Origin of the sequence: Pseudomonas sp. GW456-L13 (assembly GCF_017350115.1) — a bacterium.
Classification (GTDB): domain Bacteria; phylum Pseudomonadota; class Gammaproteobacteria; order Pseudomonadales; family Pseudomonadaceae; genus Aquipseudomonas; species Aquipseudomonas jessenii.
Genome location: NZ_JACNAS010000002.1, coordinates 1,238,012 through 1,253,717, shown reverse-complemented (window position 1 = coordinate 1,253,717; position 15,706 = coordinate 1,238,012). Strand labels below are relative to the sequence as shown.

General features: G+C 60.9%; 14 protein-coding genes. 9 read left to right on the top strand and 5 right to left on the bottom strand.

The window, feature by feature from the left end; genetic code table 11:
- The first annotated feature begins 86 nt into the window (after positions 1-86).
- On the top strand, positions 87-935 hold the full coding sequence (locus tag J4D25_RS19765) for a cache domain-containing protein (RefSeq protein ID WP_057713465.1): 849 nt from the start codon (positions 87-89) through the stop codon (positions 933-935).
- Positions 936-983: 48 nt separating this feature from the next.
- On the opposite strand, the gene J4D25_RS19760 is transcribed toward J4D25_RS19765, so the two are convergent.
- Together J4D25_RS19760 and pobA are read right to left on the bottom strand one after the other, a co-directional pair.
- Positions 984-2,501, bottom strand: coding sequence for an MDR family MFS transporter (locus tag J4D25_RS19760; protein ID WP_057713466.1), 1,518 nt, complete (start codon positions 2,499-2,501; stop codon positions 984-986).
- A gap of 78 nt (positions 2,502-2,579) precedes the next feature.
- The gene (pobA, locus tag J4D25_RS19755) at positions 2,580-3,773 is read right to left on the bottom strand and encodes a 4-hydroxybenzoate 3-monooxygenase (RefSeq protein ID WP_057713467.1); all 1,194 of its coding nucleotides are present in this window, start codon (positions 3,771-3,773) and stop codon (positions 2,580-2,582) included.
- 181 nt (positions 3,774-3,954) lie between these two features.
- Between pobA and J4D25_RS19750 the strand changes: the two genes are divergently transcribed.
- Positions 3,955-4,851, top strand: a complete 897-nt coding sequence (locus J4D25_RS19750; RefSeq protein WP_057713468.1) for a helix-turn-helix domain-containing protein — start codon at positions 3,955-3,957, stop codon at positions 4,849-4,851.
- 9 nt (positions 4,852-4,860) lie between these two features.
- On the opposite strand, the gene J4D25_RS19745 is transcribed toward J4D25_RS19750, so the two are convergent.
- Both J4D25_RS19745 and J4D25_RS19740 read right to left on the bottom strand, forming a co-directional pair.
- Positions 4,861-5,082, bottom strand: a complete 222-nt coding sequence (locus J4D25_RS19745; protein ID WP_057713469.1) for a hypothetical protein — start codon at positions 5,080-5,082, stop codon at positions 4,861-4,863.
- Positions 5,083-5,239: 157 nt separating this feature from the next.
- Positions 5,240-6,145 (bottom strand): LysR family transcriptional regulator, encoded by a 906-nt coding sequence (locus J4D25_RS19740; protein WP_206743389.1) that lies wholly within the window; start codon positions 6,143-6,145, stop codon positions 5,240-5,242.
- A gap of 223 nt (positions 6,146-6,368) precedes the next feature.
- Here J4D25_RS19740 and J4D25_RS19735 point away from each other — a divergent pair, with 223 nt between their 5' ends.
- Positions 6,369-7,244, top strand: coding sequence for an MBL fold metallo-hydrolase (locus tag J4D25_RS19735; RefSeq protein WP_057713471.1), 876 nt, complete (start codon positions 6,369-6,371; stop codon positions 7,242-7,244).
- A 220-nt stretch (positions 7,245-7,464) separates the two neighbouring features.
- Complete coding sequence (locus tag J4D25_RS19730; RefSeq protein WP_057713472.1) at positions 7,465-8,079, top strand: NAD(P)-dependent oxidoreductase; 615 nt, start codon at positions 7,465-7,467, stop codon at positions 8,077-8,079.
- 140 nt (positions 8,080-8,219) lie between these two features.
- On the opposite strand, the gene J4D25_RS19725 is transcribed toward J4D25_RS19730, so the two are convergent.
- The gene (locus J4D25_RS19725; RefSeq protein WP_057713473.1) at positions 8,220-9,101 is read right to left on the bottom strand and encodes a LysR substrate-binding domain-containing protein; all 882 of its coding nucleotides are present in this window, start codon (positions 9,099-9,101) and stop codon (positions 8,220-8,222) included.
- 159 nt (positions 9,102-9,260) lie between these two features.
- Here J4D25_RS19725 and J4D25_RS19720 point away from each other — a divergent pair, with 159 nt between their 5' ends.
- The 5 genes from J4D25_RS19720 to J4D25_RS19700 all read left to right on the top strand — a co-directional run bounded on the left by J4D25_RS19720 (position 9,261) and on the right by J4D25_RS19700 (position 15,699).
- Complete coding sequence (locus J4D25_RS19720) at positions 9,261-10,898, top strand: 5-guanidino-2-oxopentanoate decarboxylase (protein ID WP_057713474.1); 1,638 nt, start codon at positions 9,261-9,263, stop codon at positions 10,896-10,898.
- Positions 10,895-12,343, top strand: coding sequence for an aldehyde dehydrogenase family protein (locus tag J4D25_RS19715; RefSeq protein ID WP_057713475.1), 1,449 nt, complete (start codon positions 10,895-10,897; stop codon positions 12,341-12,343). Before J4D25_RS19720 ends, J4D25_RS19715 begins: the two co-directional genes overlap by 4 nt.
- 303 nt (positions 12,344-12,646) lie before the next feature.
- Positions 12,647-13,750, top strand: a complete 1,104-nt coding sequence (locus J4D25_RS19710; protein WP_057713476.1) for an extracellular solute-binding protein — start codon at positions 12,647-12,649, stop codon at positions 13,748-13,750.
- A gap of 195 nt (positions 13,751-13,945) precedes the next feature.
- Positions 13,946-14,854 carry an ABC transporter permease gene (locus tag J4D25_RS19705; protein ID WP_057713477.1) on the top strand — a complete coding sequence of 303 codons (909 nt, stop codon included), beginning with the start codon at positions 13,946-13,948 and terminating at the stop codon, positions 14,852-14,854.
- A complete protein-coding gene (locus J4D25_RS19700; protein ID WP_057713478.1) occupies positions 14,851-15,699 on the top strand; it encodes an ABC transporter permease in 849 nt (282 codons plus the stop codon). Before J4D25_RS19705 ends, J4D25_RS19700 begins: the two co-directional genes overlap by 4 nt.
- The last annotated feature ends 7 nt before the right edge of the window (positions 15,700-15,706 follow it).

Below are 15,706 nucleotides of genomic sequence, written 5' to 3'. Positions count from 1 at the left end.
GCCTATAACCCTGTTCTGGCGAATATTCGTACATATCCCATTGCCGTCTACGCTCTTGAAACACCACCAGGAACGAGGGATGCGCAATGGGGTTTCTGCATAGGTTTACCTTGCTGTGCGGCATGTTTTTGTTGTGCCTGGGCCAGGCGCAAGCCGCCGGGACGGAAAAGGACGACAGCAAGGCGGCCATTGCGCTACTGGAAAAAGCCCTGGCCTACTACCACCAGAATGGCGACAAGGCGTTGGCGGCGTTCAGTCGACAGGGTGAGTTTGTCGACAAGGATCGTTATGTCTTTGTGCTCGACACCAAGGGCGTGATGCTCGCCAGTGGCGGGCCGTCGTCGGCGCTGATTGGCCGGGACGTGTCGCAAGTGCTCGGGCCGGATCTGCAGAAAGCTTTCAAGGACGCCCTGAAGGTGCCGGAGGGCAATGGCATTCAGCAGGCGGAATATCGCTGGCAGAACTGGAATGACGGCAAGGTCGAGCGCAAGCATGTCTACTACCAGCGCGTTGGACAGCGGATTCTGGCGGTCGGTTATTACCTGCCACGGGCCTCCGCCGAACAGGCCATGGCCTTGCTGAACAAAGCGGCAACCGATCTGGCCAAGGACGAAAAGGGCACCCTGACGGCGATCAATTCCCTCAAGGGCGGCTACCTGCAGGATGATCTGTATGTGTTTGTCGTCGACCTGGATACCCAGCGTTACGTGGCCCACGGCACCAACCTGCGGCTGATCAATACCGACTTCAGCAAGATCGTGGACCCGGAAGGCAAACCGGTGGGCGAGCCGATTCTGGCGTTGATGGCCCAGCAGGATTACGGCGAATACGAATACCGCTGGAAAAACCCGGTGACGGGCAAGGTCGAGAACAAGCATGCCTACCTGAAGAAGGTCGGGCATTTTCTGGTGGCTGTCGGGTATTACAGTCCTTGAATGGTAGTGACTGTCAGACCGCTATCGCGAGCAGGCGACCCGGTCTATCTACCGAACCTTGTCCTCGCGCCCGCGCAACAACATGTTCGGCATGGCAATCGCCGCCGCCAGCCCAAGCAATGAAACGGCCGCGCTGACCGTCAGCAAGTGCCGGAATGTCAGTGACAATTCGGCACGCAGGGTGTTCTGCGCGTCACCCGGCGCGGCATTCAAACCGTCCAGCAACACATTCCCCGAGCTGCCTTCGGCAATCAGCGACGAACCGGCCAGGTGCGCGAAACTCGAATCCTGCAACAACGCCAACAGCAGCGCCGACATCAATGCCACACCCACGGCACCACCCAGCGAACGGAACAGGTTGGTGGTGCTGGTGGCTACACCGATGTCCCGCTGGTCCACCGAGTTCTGCGTGCCGACCAATGACGTCGGGAACTGCATGCCCGAGGATATCCCGCAGAGCAGCATGAACAGACTGCTCACGACGAACGCCTGCGGCGGGCTGAACGCCATGCCGATAATCGAGACAGGCATCAGCGCCGCACCGGTAAGGATCATCGGTTTGTAGCGCCCGGTGACCGAGGTGCGGCGGCCTGCGAAATACGCGCCAATCGGCAAACCCATGGCCAGGGGCAGCAGGTGCAGGGCGGCGCTGTCGGCACCGGCGCCGGTGACGCTCTGAAAGCGCAGCGGCATCAACACAATCAGCGAGATGGCCTGGAAACTGGTGAAGAAAATCGTGCACCAGCACAGGATCGCATTGCGGTTGGCGAACAGATGTATGGGCAACAACGGTTCTCGCGCCCGTCGCTCGTGGACGACGAACAGCCCCAGCACCAGCACCGCACAAGCGAGCAGCGCCAACACCTCGGCACTGCGCCACGAATGGCCCTGGCCGACCTGGGTGATGCCCAGCAACAATGCTGTCAGCCCGATGATCATCAACACGGTGCCCAGGTAGTCGATGATCGGTTTGCGTTGCGGAATCGGCAGGCCCACCAGCGTGCGATAGGCGACCAGCCAGGCGCCCAGGCCCAGTGGCAGGTTGATCAGGAACACCCAGCGCCAGGACAGGTATTCGGTCATGTAACCACCGAGCACCGGGCCGGCCACGCTGGCCACTGCATACATGCTGCTGAAATAGCCCTGATACCGGCCGCGCTCCCGTGGCGGCACGATGTCACCGATGATCGCCTGGCTCACCGAAATCATCCCGCCGGCCCCGATGCCCTGGAAGATTCGCGCCAGTACCAGTTGTTCCATGCTCTGTGCCATGCCGCAGAACACCGACGCCAGGGTGAACAGGCCCATGCCGAACAGCATCAGCTTGCGCCGCCCGTACAAGTCGCCCAGTTTGCCGTAGATCGGCACCGCCACGGTCATGGCCACCATGTAGCCGGAAATCACCCAGGCCAGCAGGCTGACGTCCTTGAATTGCGCGGAAATGGCCGGCATCGAAACGGCGACGATGGTCTGGTCCAACGCACCGAGAAAGATCGCCAGCATCAGGGCGATCAGCACGCTGCGAATGGCCGGTTTGGGCGTTTCAGGCTGATGGAGATTGGTCACGGGAAAACCTGCGGGCAGTGATTGACCCGCAAGAGGCAAGGCGAGCGGGGATGCTCGCCAGTGTAAGTCGATAGGAAGCTATTCGATAGCCTCATAAGGAAGCCCGACGTAGTTTTCTGCAATGGTTTTGCGACCCGCCTGCGAATCGACAAAATAGTCCAGTTCCGACTCGGCAATGCGTTGGCTAAAGGCATCGTGATCATCAAAGCGGTGCAGCATCGAGGTCATCCACCAGGAAAAACGCTCGGCTTTCCACACCCGGCGCAGGCAGATTTCCGAGTATTTCTCCAGCAGATCAAGGCGATCGTCGCGGTAAACCTTGACCAGGATGTTGAACAGCGTGCTGACGTCACTGGCCGCCAAGTTCAGGCCCTTGGCCCCGGTGGGCGGGACAATGTGCGCAGCATCACCGACGAGGAACATCCGCCCGTACTGCATGGGTTCGACGACGAAGCTGCGCAGCGGCGCGATGCTTTTCTCGATGGACGGGCCGGTCACCAGTTTTTGCGCAAGATCGACCGGCAGGCGGTTTTTGAGTTCGTCCCAGAAGCGTTGATCGGACCAATCCTCGACATTTTCCTCCGCGGGCACTTGCAGGTAATAACGGGTGCGCGTCGGCGAGCGCATGCTGCACAAGGCGAAACCGCGCTCATGGCGCGCGTAGACCAGTTCTTCGTGGACCGGCGGCGTGTCGGCCAGGATCCCGAGCCAGCCGAAGGGATAGATCCGTTCGAAGACTTTCAGGCTGTCGGCGGGAATCGATTGTCGCGCCACACCGTGGAAGCCGTCGCAACCGGCGATGTAGTCGCAGTCAAGTCGATACGGCTCGCCGTCCTTCTCAAAAGTGACAAACGCTTCATCGGTTTTCATGCCGTGGGGAACGACGTTGCTGGCCTGGTAAATCGTCTGCGCGCCCACCTCCCGACGAGCGGCCATCAGGTCACGGGTGACCTCGGTCTGGCCGTAGATCATCACCGTCTTGCCGCCGGTCAATGCTTGCAGATCGATGTGTACCTGGCGCCCGTCGAGGGCCAGTTCGAAGCCACCATGGACCAGTCCCTCGGCGTCCATGCGCTGACTCACGCCGGCCTGACGCAACAGCTCTACCATGCCTTGTTCAAGCACGCCGGCGCGGATTCGACCGAGTACATAATCGGGGGTTTGACGTTCGAGAACGATGTTGTCGATGCCGGCGTTGTGCAGCAATTGGCCGAGCAGCAAGCCTGAGGGGCCAGCACCGATAATGGCAACTTGGGTTTTCAGCGTTTTCATTGTTCTTATGACTCGCAAGCTCCACACGACCTGGGCCGGTGAATGATTTTTATGGATCGAGTGCTTGCATTTTTCCCTTGCGAGTCTGTCAATTGAAGGTGAAAACTGAGCCGATAGCTGTACATTCTGCCAATCGGTGCGATTATCGCCCCAGATCAACCCCGAGGCCTGGATTGAAGTGATGAACAAGCCTGACCTGCCTTCGATTCCGGTGTTCAAGCTCTACGGTGAAAGCCTGGATTGGCCGACCCCGGACTTGCTGCACTGTGAAACCATTTCCAAACGCAGTCGCGAACATCATTGGGAAATCAAACCTCACCGCCACGCTGACTTGTGCCAGTTGCTCTTCGTATTCAAAGGTCAGGCCGAGCTTGAAATCGAAGGCAAGCGAACGCAACTGGTGGAGCCGGCAATCCAGATCCTGCCACCGCTGTCGGTGCACGGCTTTCGTTTTTCCGAGGGCGTGGAAGGGTTTGTCGTAACCCTGGCCGCGCCGCTGATCGCCCACCTGCAGATGCAGTTGGGGCAATCGGTCAATGCCCTGGCCCAGTCCGAAAGCTACCCGGCAGGCAAGGACGCCGAGTACCTCAACAGCCTGTTCAGCGCCTTGCAGAACGAATACACCAGCCATCAACCGGCGCGGGAAATGCTCATGCATTCGCTGGTCAGCGTGATCGTGGTGTGGGTCAGCCGCCAGGTGATCCAGCGTCGCACCGCCATGGCGCGACCGCAGCGGGCCCGGGAATACCTCAACGGCTTTATTCAACTGGTGGAAGAGACGTATCGCCAGCACGTCAAGGTCGAGGATCTGGCACACCGGCTGGGGATTTCCGTGTCCCACCTCAACGGCACCTGTCGTGAGCTGGCGGGGCAACCGGCGTTGCAGATCATGCATGAGCGGCAATTGCTGGAGGCCAAGCGTTTGCTGACCTACACCAGCATGACCATTTATGAAATGTCCGACGTGTTGGGGTTTTCCGATCCGACCAACTTCACACGCCTGTTCCGACGTCGAGTGGGGATTTCGCCAAAGGCGTTCCGCGACCGCTTGAAGGCCGATCAGGACAACGAAGCCTGACCCCCTTCGTTACCGGAGGGCGTTGAGGGTGGCGTTGTGGGGGATGCAGCGCTCGAAGTTGCAGCTCGCGGCTTCACGGGGCAGGTTGCGCAGTTGCTCGACGCGCCAGGCCGCAGCGCCATAAAGCCCGAGCGTGACCGCACAGGTGATGAAAATCGCGAGGTATCTTCTTGTTCTGATGTTCATGGCGTTGACCTCTGAACGAATACCTTTCGGTACTACTTTGAGCATAGGTCAGCGCCGGTGAGTTACCAGCAATAGCGCGGTATTCAGAACACTGATCACCCCTGTGGGAGCGAGCTTGCTCGCGATAGCGGTGGATCAGTCGATATCATGGGTGAATGTTCGGCAGCCATCGCGAGCAAGCTCGCTCCCACAGGGCTTCCATTTACAACCCGATATCCCATTCCGGTTCTTGCGGAAACCTCACCACCAGAAAATCCAGCAAGCTGCGCAACGCCGCCGGCATGTGCTTGCGCGAGGCATACACCGCATACACGTTCATTTGCCGGGGTTCGGCCGTCGGCAGCAGGCGAATCAACTCGCCGCTGTGGATGTGTACGCCGGCCTGGTAGGTGGGCAGCATCGCCACCCCGGCGCCGGCAATCGTTGCGCGCAGCAGCGTGCTGGCTTCGTTGGCGCTGATGTTGCCTTGCACCGGTACTGAAACCTGCTCGCCGTCCTGTTCGAAATGCCACAGGCTTTTGCCGAAGTAGGAGTGGGTCAGGCAATTGTGCAGGCTCAAGTCCTCGACCCGTTGCGGCGCCGGGTGCTCGCGCAAGTAAGCGGGGGACGCGCAGATCACCGAGCGGCAAACCGTCAGGCGGCGGGCGATCAGGTTCGGGTCCAGGTCGTTGCTGGTACGGATCGCCAGGTCGATGCGCTCATCCACCAGGTTCACGGTGCGGTCGAGCATCTGCATGTCGATGCTGACGCCGGGGTAGCGTCGGACATAGGCGGCCATGGCGTCGGCCAATTGCGCCTGGCCGAAGGAGGTGCTGACGCTGATTCGCAGCAGGCCGCGGGGTGCGTCATCCGGTTCGCTGACGGCGGCTTGCATGTCGGTGGATAAATCGAGCATCTGCCGACAGCGGGGCAGGATCTCGGTGCCGGCGGCGGTGAGGCTCAACTTGCGTGTGGTGCGATGCATCAGGCGCGCGCCGACCCAGTCTTCCAGCTCCGCCAGATACCGCGACACCACCGGCCGTGACAGCTCCAGATGATCGGCGGCGGCCGACTGGCTGCCGAGGTCGACCACCGTGACGAACACACGCATTGCTTGAAGACGATCCATGATTTGCCCGCTTTCAGAAACAAACTATGTTCAAGCATCGCATTTTTTGTACCGAGTCAGGCAACTAAGCTCTGTTCCTCTGTGTAGGAGCGAGCTTGCTCGCGATGGTCGTTAACGATAACGCGGGATACCGGTTATACGCGGCGCCTTCAAGTCCATCGCGAGCAGGCTCGCTCCTACAAAAGGCATCGCCAAACATGGCATCGGGATCACGGAGCAACAGATGATCGGTTTCACCTCACTTAAGCGAGTTTTGCTGGCCACCACCTTCGGTTTTGCCGCCCACGCCAGCGCCTCGACCCTGACGCTGGATGTCTACAACCCCGGCGAAAAAGCCATCTTCCCGGTGACCTCGGTGCTGGTCAGTGGCGAGAAAGAAGCGATCCTGGTGGATGCGCAATTCGGTAAATCCCAGGCCGAACAGGTAGTGGAAAAAATCCGCGCCAGCGGCAAGCAGTTGACCACCATCTACATCAGCCACGGTGACCCGGACTACTACTTCGGCCTCGATACCCTGACGGCCGCATTCCCCAAGGCCAAGGTCCTCGCCTCGCAGCCGACCGTCGACCACATCAAGCACACCGTCGACGGCAAACTGGCATTCTGGGGCCCGAAAATGGGGGCCGATGTGCCGGCTAAAACCATCGTGCCGGACGTGCTCAAGGGTGACAGCCTGATCCTCGAAGGGCAGAAGTTGCAGGTGGTGGGTCTTGAGGGCCCGCAGCCGGATCGCAGCTTTGTGTGGATTCCATCGATCAAGGCCGTGGTTGGTGGTGTCGTGGTGGCGCAAAACATCCACGTCTGGATGGCTGACACGCAAACTCCGCAGTCCCATGCCGATTGGCTGACTACGCTGCATGCCATTGAAACCCTGAAACCGCAGACCGTGGTGCCGGGTCATTACCTTGGTGAGAGCGATCGCTCACTGACGGCCGTGCAGTTCACCGCTGCCTACATCAAGGCCTTCGACGAAGAAACCGCCAAGGCCAAGGATGCTGCCGCGCTGATCGCCGCGATGAAAAAACGCTTCCCGACCCTGGGCGATGAAAGCTCCCTGGAGCTGAGTGCCAAGGTCGCGAAGGGCGAGATGAAGTGGTAACCGGAAGTACATGAAGCTGAAGCAAGTTTTGAGATGAAATTGATTACCTGTGGCGAGGGGGCTTGCCCCCGTTGGAGTGCGAAGCGCTCCCCTGCAATCCATCAGTCACACCCTAAGCACAGGTTTTACGACTGCTACGCAGCCGAACGGGGGCAAGCCCCCTCGCCACAAAGGTCAGCGCAATTTGATACCGATACTTTCAAGCCAACTGGAGAACGTCATGAGCAAAGTCGCAATCATCGGTGCCACCGGTCGTGCCGGTAGCCAACTGCTGGAAGAGGCCCTGCGTCGCGGTCACAGCGTTACCGCCATTGCCCGCGACACATCGAAAATAGACGCGCGTGAAGGTGTGGTCAGCAACGCCGTCGATGCCCTTGATGCCGCTGCGTTGCAAGCTGCAATTGCGGGCCATGACGTAGTCATCAGCGCCGCACATTTCGCGACCCTGCCTGCCAGTGCAGTCGTTGGCCCGGTGAAAAAAACCGGGGTTAAACGTTTGCTGGTAGTGGGCGGGGCGGGTTCGCTGCTATTGCCCGATGGCGTTCGAGTGATCGATAGCGAAGGTTTCCCTGAGGCTTACAAGGCAGAGGCCAGCGCCGGTGCCGAATTCCTCGCAAACCTGCGTGAAGAGCGGGATCTGGACTGGACCTTCCTGTCGCCATCGGCCGAATTTGTCGAGGGCGAGCGCACCGGGAAATTCCGCACCGGCCAGGATGATTTGCTGGTGAGCAGCGCAGGGCGCAGCTGGATCACGTTTGCCGATTATGCGATTGCGATGCTCGATGAAGTGGAAACGCCGAAGCATTCTCGACTGCGGTTTACTGTCGGTTATTGAGTTCACTGATCTCCTGTAGGAGCGAGCTCGCTCGCGATTATCGCCAACGATAACGCTGGGAACCTGATACCCCGCGGCGTTCTCAGGTTCATCGCGAGCAAGCTCGCTCCCACAGGGTGGTGCACCAGGATTTTGCGGTTTTACCGCGATTGCGCCTGCTCCACCAACCACCCCATCAATTCACGCAACTTCGGCGAAGGCCCGGGTTTTTCGGGGAACACCAGGTAATACGCCAGCCCCGTTGTCACCTTCAAATCGAATGGCATGACCAGCCGCCCGGCGTTCAGATCATCGCCGATCAGCGACCAGTCGCCAATCGCCACACCCGTTCCCTGGGACGCCATCGACATCGCCAGGTCCAGGGTTTCGAAATGCTGGCCCTTGCCGACATTGGTCAAATGCACATCCGCGGCTTTCAACCAGGCTTTCCAGTCCCGTTCATCGCGGGTCGGGTGCAGCAACAGGTGCTGTTGCAGATCGGCCGGATTTTGCAGGGGCATGGGGCCTTCGAGCATCGGTCTGGAACATACCGGCGTGAGTTGTTCGTCGAAGAGTTTTTGCGACATCAATGAATCGTCCGGCGGTGCGCCGTACATCACCGCCGCATCGAATTGCTCGCGATGAAAATCCACCCCGTGCTTGACCGTGGTGGTCAGTTCCACCGGCACGTCCGGGCGTTCCCTTTGCCATTGCAACAGACGCGGCAGCAACCAGCGCATGACGCAGGTCGGTGCCTTGAGTTGCAGGGTTTCACGCTTCTCGCCAATCTGTTCAACGGCCTCGTCGATCAGGCCGAAAATCTGCTGGACCCGTGGCAGCCATTCCCGTCCCTCGGCTGTCAGGTCCAGGCCTCGGGCCAGGCGGATGAACAGTTCATAACCCAGATGATCTTCCAGCCCGGCGATCTGCCGACTCACCGCGCCCTGGGTGATGTGCAGCTGTTCGGCGGCCCGGGTGAAATTGCAGCACTGCGCGGTAATCAGAAAAGTGTGCAGCGCCGGCAGGGGAGGCAGTCGTTTCATTGGGATCCAAGGTATGACGTGAGGACATGGCTAGTATGACTTTTTATCCATTGTTGCGGCTACCTGTCGCCCGTTCCAATGAGGCCATTCCCGGGCCTGCGAATCCATCATAAACACAGCGCACGCCCGGCGTCTCAAACGAACAAAAAGGGCAAAGACATGGCGACGTGCGGCGAAGTATTGGTCAAGTTACTCGAAAACTACGGGGTCGAGCAGGTGTTCGGCATTCCAGGGGTGCATACCGTGGAGCTGTATCGCGGGCTGGCCCGTTCGAGCATCAACCACGTCACGCCGCGCCATGAACAGGGCGCCGGCTTCATGGCCGACGGCTACGCCCGCACCAGCGGCAAACCGGGTGTGTGCTTCATCATCACCGGCCCTGGCATGACCAACATCACCACCGCCATGGGCCAGGCCTACGCCGATTCGATCCCGATGCTGGTGATCTCCAGCGTGCAATCGCGCAGCCAGTTGGGCGGCGGTCGCGGCAAGCTGCATGAGCTGCCGAACCAGGGCGCACTGTGTGCCGGTGTCGCGGCGTTCTCCCACACCCTGATGTCGGCGTCGGAATTGCCGGGCGTGCTGGCTCGCGCCTTCGCGCTGTTCCAGGCTGGCCGTCCGCGTCCGGTGCACATTGAAATTCCGCTGGATGTTCTGGTTGAAGAAGCTGACGACTTGCTCGCCAGCCTGCCGGTCAACATCGACCGCGCCGGTGCTTCGCCGAGCGCCGTGTCGCGCATGGCCGAATTGCTGGCCGGCGCCAAGCGTCCGCTGATTCTCGCCGGTGGCGGCGCCATCGACGCGGCCGTCGAGCTGACTGAGCTGGCTGAACTGCTGGACGCGCCGGTCGCCCTGACCATCAATGCCAAGGGCATGCTTGCCTCCGGCCACCCGCTGCTGATCGGCTCGACCCAGAGCCTGGTCGCCACTCGTGCGCTGGTCGCCGAGGCCGACGTGGTACTGGCCATCGGCACTGAACTGGCCGAGACCGACTACGACGTGACCTTCGCCGGTGGCTTCGAAATTCCTGGCAAGTTGCTGCGCGTCGATATCGACCCGGACCAGACCGTGCGCAACTACCCGCCGCATGTGGCGCTGGTGGCCGACTCGCGTAACGCCGCCCAGGCGTTGCTCAGTGCCCTGTCGCACAAATCCCTGGCCGAGCGTCGCAACGATTGGGGACAAGTACGTGCCGCCCGTCTGCGTGAAGACCTGGCCGCAACCTGGGACGCACCGACCTTGGCCCAGACCCGCTTCCTCGAAACCGTGCTGCAGGAACTGCCGGATGCGGTTTTCGTCGGCGATTCGACCCAGCCGGTGTACACCGGCAACCTGACGTTCAACCCGGAGCGTCCGCGTCGCTGGTTCAACTCGTCCACCGGTTACGGCACCCTCGGCTACGCCTTGCCGGCGGCGATTGGCGCCTGGCTGGGTGGCCGCATCGAAGGTGGCGCGCGTCCTCCGGTGGTGTGCCTGATCGGCGACGGTGGCCTGCAGTTCACCTTGCCGGAACTGGCCAGTGCCGTTGAAGCGCGCACCCCGGTCATCGTGCTGCTGTGGAATAACCAAGGCTACGAAGAGATCAAGAAATACATGGTCAACCGCGCCATCGAGCCGGTGGGCGTGGATATCTACACCCCGGACTTCATCGGTGTGGCCAAGGCATTGGGTTGCGCCGCCGAAGCGGTCAGCAGTGTCGAGCAATTGCGCGGCGCATTGCGGGTGGCTACCGATCGCCAGGGCCCGACCCTGATTGAAATCGACCAGACCCAGTGGATGCAGGCGGTGTCGAAATGAGCTTCCCGACGACTCTGGATGGCCTGTACATCAACGGCCAATGGTCGGCCGGCAACGAACACCTGCGCGTGATCAACCCGGCGACCGAAGCCCTGTTGACCACCGTCAATGGCGGCGACGAACGCGCGGTTGATCAAGCCGTGAGCGCGGCGACCCAGGCGTTCGCCGACTGGTCGAAAACCTCGGGCGCCGAACGCGGTGCGATCCTGCGCAAAATCGCCACGGGCGTGCAGGCCAATCGTGAAAAGCTGATGCACTTGCAGTCGAGCAACAACGGCAAGCCGCAGTTCGAAGCCGCGATCGACGTCGATGACGTGATCGCCACGTTCGAGTATTACGCCGGTCTGGCCGAAGGCCTGGATGCCAAACAAGACAGCGCGGTAGAGCTGCCGACCGACGACTTCAGCGCTCGCCTGCGCCGCGAGCCGTGCGGTGTGGTCGGCCTGATCGTGCCGTGGAATTTTCCGATGGTCACCACCGCGTGGAAACTCGCCCCGGCCCTGGCCGCCGGTTGCTGCGTGGTGCTCAAGCCTTCGGAAGTGACGCCGCTGCCGGAACTGGAGCTGGCCGCGATCATCGCTGAAGCCGGTGTGCCGGCGGGTGTCTTTAACCTTGTGTGCGGCACCGGCCTGGCCGTTGGCGCTCCGCTGTCGGCAGACCCGCGCATCGCCAAGGTGTCGTTCACCGGCAGCAATGCCGTTGGCGTGCAGGTCATGCAACGGGCGGCGGAAACCGTCAAAGGCGTGAGCCTGGAACTGGGCGGTAAATCTTCGCTGTTGGTGCTGGCCGATGCCGATCCCGAACTGGCGGTGGAAGTGGCCTGTGGCGGTGGTTTCTTCAACGCCGGGCAGATGTGCTCCGCCACCAGCCGTGTGCTGGTCGCCGATGAACTGGCCGATGAATTCCTGAACCGAGTGAAGGCCCGTGCCGAAGCCATCCGCGTGGCCGACCCGTTCGACCCGAACGTGGAAATGGGCGCGCTGGTCAATCAGGCGCAATACCAGCGCGTGCTCGGTCACATCGATCGCGGTTTGAGTGCCGGTGCCAAGCTGGTTTGCGGTGGTAATCGCCCGGCCGACCTGCCGCGCGGATATTTTTTGCAGCCGACGGTGTTCACCGAAGTGCCCCTCGACAGTGCGCTGTGGAACGAAGAGATTTTCGGCCCGGTGATCTGCGTGCGCCGTTTCGCCTCCGAGGCCGAAGCGATTGCCCTGGCCAACGACAGTCAGTTTGGCCTGGTCGCCAGTGTGGTGACGCGCAATGCACAGACCGCCGACCGCGTTGCCAATGCTTTGCAGGCGGGGCTTGTGTGGATCAACGCGCCGCAGGTGATCTTCCCGCAGACCGCCTGGGGCGGCTACAAGCAGAGCAGCATCGGCCGCGAATTGGGGCCATGGGGCTTGCAGGCTTTCCAGGAAATCAAACACGTGATCCGGGCCGTCTGACGCCTGGCACTGTGTAGGAGCGAGCCTGCTCGCGATGGACGCATGGACGACACGGGCTGTCTGATGCCCCGCATTATCGTTGACGTCCATCGCGAGCAAGCTCGCTCCCACAAGGAAAAGGAGGCATGCGCTGGCGTCATGGCTTCAATGAGTTTTTATCGATAGTCAGGTGTTTTACGCGACCTCAGGATGAACTTGCCGGCTCAGTCAAGCCCCGAAAATACGAGGGATAACGCTGGTCCGGTCGCGCGGATGCAACAGTTTCGACCTGCCTCATACCTACAAAAACAAAGGGAGTCCGTAATGGGCGAGCATGATCTGAACAGACGTCAATTCATCAAGACCGTGGGCGTAGCCTCGGTTGCAGCGGCAGCCATGAGCATGCCGTTCATCAAGGCCAATGCCAGCGACACACGCTTTGCCGGCAAGACCCTTCGTCTGCTGACCTGGTCCGATGACACCGGCCTGGCCGCACTGCGCAACATCGCCGCGACGTTCGAAGACAAGTACGGCTGCAAGGTCATCGCTGACCGCACCGGCAGTACCTCGGAAATGGTCGCCAAACTAAAGGCCGGCGGTGATCGTCCGCAATACGACATCATCACCCTGGCAGGCGTTGGCGCCGAAGGTCTGGCCGCCGCCAACCTGCTGGAAAAACCCGACCTCAACCGCATTCCCAACCTCGTCGATGTACCCGAGAAATACCGCACCGGCGCCAATGGCCACGGTATCGGTTACCTGCTGTGGTGCAACAGCCTGGTCTACAGCACCCGCACCCAGAAAGAAGCCCCGACCAGCTACGCCTCCCTGTGGGATGCCGACGCGGCGCCGAACATCTTCCTGCCGCCGCCGAACTGGACCGAGGCCATGGACCTGATCATCATTGCCGCCAAACTGGCCGGTGGTGACGAACACAACATCGAGCCTGGCTTCAAGAAGCTCGCCGAGCTGAAGGATCGTGTGGTGACCCTGGGTGAAAACCCTAACCAGATCGCCGAACTGTTCCGCACCGGTTCCCTGGACATGGGCGGTCTGTACGCACCAGCGTTCTTCCCGAAACAGATCCGCGATCCGAACTACGGCCTGGGCGCCACGTTCGGCATGAAGGAAGGTTTCTACACCGACCTGATGCTGTCGGTGATGCCGAAGAACCGTCCGGGCGATACCGACATGGCCTACGCCTTCATCAACCACTCTCTGGACCCGCTGGTGCAGGGCAAGATGGCTGAAGACATCTACAACGGCCCGGTCAACGCCAAGGCGATCATTTCCGCCGAAGCACGCAAGAGCCCGTACATCCTCACGCCGGAGCAGATTGCCGAGAAGGCGATCATGCACGACAACGCCTTCCTGGCCAGCGTGCATGACCAATGGATTCGTCGTTACACGGAAATCTTTTCTTCCTGATCGAGTGACGTACACAGGATCTTCAAACACTGAAGATCCCCTGTGGGAGCGAGCTTGCTCGCGATATCGGAGTGTCAGTCGACATCATTGGCGACTGACAAGCAGTCATCGCGAGCAAGCTCGCTCCCACAAGGGGGCAAAGTGACCTTGAGGCTTGTGTTTGTCAGCTGCTGTCCATTGACGAGACCCTTTGCTATGGAACACCAACCTCTGACTCATCCGCTGAGTGCCGCCCCCGTGCGCGCCGCTCGGGGTGTTTCGCCGACCGCGCGCGCCTGGCTTTTCCTCACGCCGTCGATGCTGTTTCTCGGCGTTTTGATTGCCGCGAGCCTGCTGGTACTGCGCATGAGCGTGGGCACCAAAGGCGCGGAATGGTCCGGGTTCAGCCTGGCCAGTTACGCCCAGTTGCTGGAACCCTATTACCTCAAGTCGCTGATGCTGACCCTGCGCCTGGCGCTGATCAGCGCGGTGATCGCAGTGATTCTGGCGATCCCGGTGGCCTACACCATGTCGCGCCTGACCTCGCCGTTCGTGCGACGGATCTTCCTTGCGGCGGTGTTGCTGCCATTGCTGGTCAACCTGCTGCTGCAAAGCTACGGCTGGCTGGTGATCCTCGGCCCTGGCGGCATGCTCAACCAGGCACTGATGGGCCTGGGCCTGATCAAGCGCCCGATCATGCTGTTGTACAACCAGAACGGCGTGTTGATGGGCCTGGTGCAAACCGCCTTCCCGCTGGCCGTGTTGCCGATTGCCAGCGCCATGCGCGGTGTCGCCCGCAGCTACGAAGAAGCTGCCGCCACCCTGGGCGCCAGTCGCTTCCAGGTGTTCCGCCAGGTGGTATTGCCGATGAGTCTGCCGGGGATCATTACCGGTGCGACCCTGGTGTTCGCCTACAACGCCAGCAGTTTCGTGGTGCCCTTGCTGCTCGGAGGTCGGCGCGTGCCCATGCTGGCGGTGATGGTGCATGACCAGATCGCCCCGCTGATGAACTGGCCCGCCGCATCCGCTGCCGGTGTGGTGCTGATCGTCACCACCCTCGCGATCATGACCTTGTCCGAATACATCACTGGCCGTCGTCGGCGCATGCTGGAGGCTTCCCAATGAGCACCCTGATCAAAAAGCGTTATGGGCTGTTGCCCGGCGAGACCGGCAAGTTTGCCGGCATCCTTTCCGGCTTCATCCTGCTGCTGGCGGTACTGCCGATCCTGACCATGATCGTCATGTCCTTCAGCGGCGCGTCGAACCTCGACTTCCCGCCGAGCAGCTACAGCCTGCAATGGTACAAGGCCGCCTGGCACACCTTCGTGTCGCCGGACGCCAGTGACGTCCTGAGCCTCGGCCAGGCCATGTCTACCAGCCTGCTGGTGTCGTGCCTGACCATGATTTTCGCCACGATCATCGCGGTGCCGGCGGCCTACGCGCTGACCCGTTGCGAGTTCCGCGGCAAGGCGGTGGCGCTGCAACTGATGTCGTTGCCGCTGGTGTTTCCGATGGTGGTGCTGGGCCTGGCGTTGCTGCTGGTGTTCGACAGCCTGCCGTTCCACATGACCACCTCGCGCCTGGTGATTGCCCACGTGATCCTCGCGTTGCCATTCGTGGTGAAGAACTGCACGGCGGCGATGCTCTCCATCGGCAGCGAAGTCGAAGAGGCCGCGCAAATGCTCGGTGCTTCACCGCTGCGGGCGATTGTCGATGTGGTGGTGCCGTTGATGAAGTCGGGGATCCTGGCGGGCATGCTGCTGGCGTTCATCGTCTCGTTCAACGAATTCACCGTGACCTATTTCCTCTACACCATCGACGTCATGACCGTGCCGATCTGGATGTACAGCCGCACTGTGTCTTCGCTCGACCCAACCGTATTTTCGTTTGCCGTGCTGATCGTGCTGATCGACTTCGTCCTCATCTGGGCGCTGGAGAAGCTGGTTGGTGAAGGTGGCGTTTCGTTCTGATTTCTTG

What these genes read in the sequence shown, in the direction of transcription:
- J4D25_RS19740 (WP_206743389.1), bottom strand. Translation starts at nt 6,145, where the DNA reads ATGGATCGTCTTCAAGCAATGCGTGTGTTCGTCACGGTGGTCGACCTC.
- J4D25_RS19710 (WP_057713476.1), top strand. Translation starts at nt 12,647, where the DNA reads ATGGGCGAGCATGATCTGAACAGACGTCAATTCATCAAGACCGTGGGC.
- J4D25_RS19735 (WP_057713471.1), top strand. Translation starts at nt 6,369, where the DNA reads ATGATCGGTTTCACCTCACTTAAGCGAGTTTTGCTGGCCACCACCTTC.
- J4D25_RS19705 (WP_057713477.1), top strand. Translation starts at nt 13,946, where the DNA reads ATGGAACACCAACCTCTGACTCATCCGCTGAGTGCCGCCCCCGTGCGC.
- J4D25_RS19765 (WP_057713465.1), top strand. Translation starts at nt 87, where the DNA reads ATGGGGTTTCTGCATAGGTTTACCTTGCTGTGCGGCATGTTTTTGTTG.
- J4D25_RS19730 (WP_057713472.1), top strand. Translation starts at nt 7,465, where the DNA reads ATGAGCAAAGTCGCAATCATCGGTGCCACCGGTCGTGCCGGTAGCCAA.
- J4D25_RS19745 (WP_057713469.1), bottom strand. Translation starts at nt 5,082, where the DNA reads ATGCTCAAAGTAGTACCGAAAGGTATTCGTTCAGAGGTCAACGCCATG.
- pobA (WP_057713467.1), bottom strand. Translation starts at nt 3,773, where the DNA reads ATGAAAACGCTGAAAACCCAAGTTGCCATTATCGGTGCTGGCCCCTCA.
- J4D25_RS19725 (WP_057713473.1), bottom strand. Translation starts at nt 9,101, where the DNA reads ATGAAACGACTGCCTCCCCTGCCGGCGCTGCACACTTTTCTGATTACC.
- J4D25_RS19720 (WP_057713474.1), top strand. Translation starts at nt 9,261, where the DNA reads ATGGCGACGTGCGGCGAAGTATTGGTCAAGTTACTCGAAAACTACGGG.
- J4D25_RS19750 (WP_057713468.1), top strand. Translation starts at nt 3,955, where the DNA reads ATGAACAAGCCTGACCTGCCTTCGATTCCGGTGTTCAAGCTCTACGGT.
- J4D25_RS19715 (WP_057713475.1), top strand. Translation starts at nt 10,895, where the DNA reads ATGAGCTTCCCGACGACTCTGGATGGCCTGTACATCAACGGCCAATGG.
- J4D25_RS19700 (WP_057713478.1), top strand. Translation starts at nt 14,851, where the DNA reads ATGAGCACCCTGATCAAAAAGCGTTATGGGCTGTTGCCCGGCGAGACC.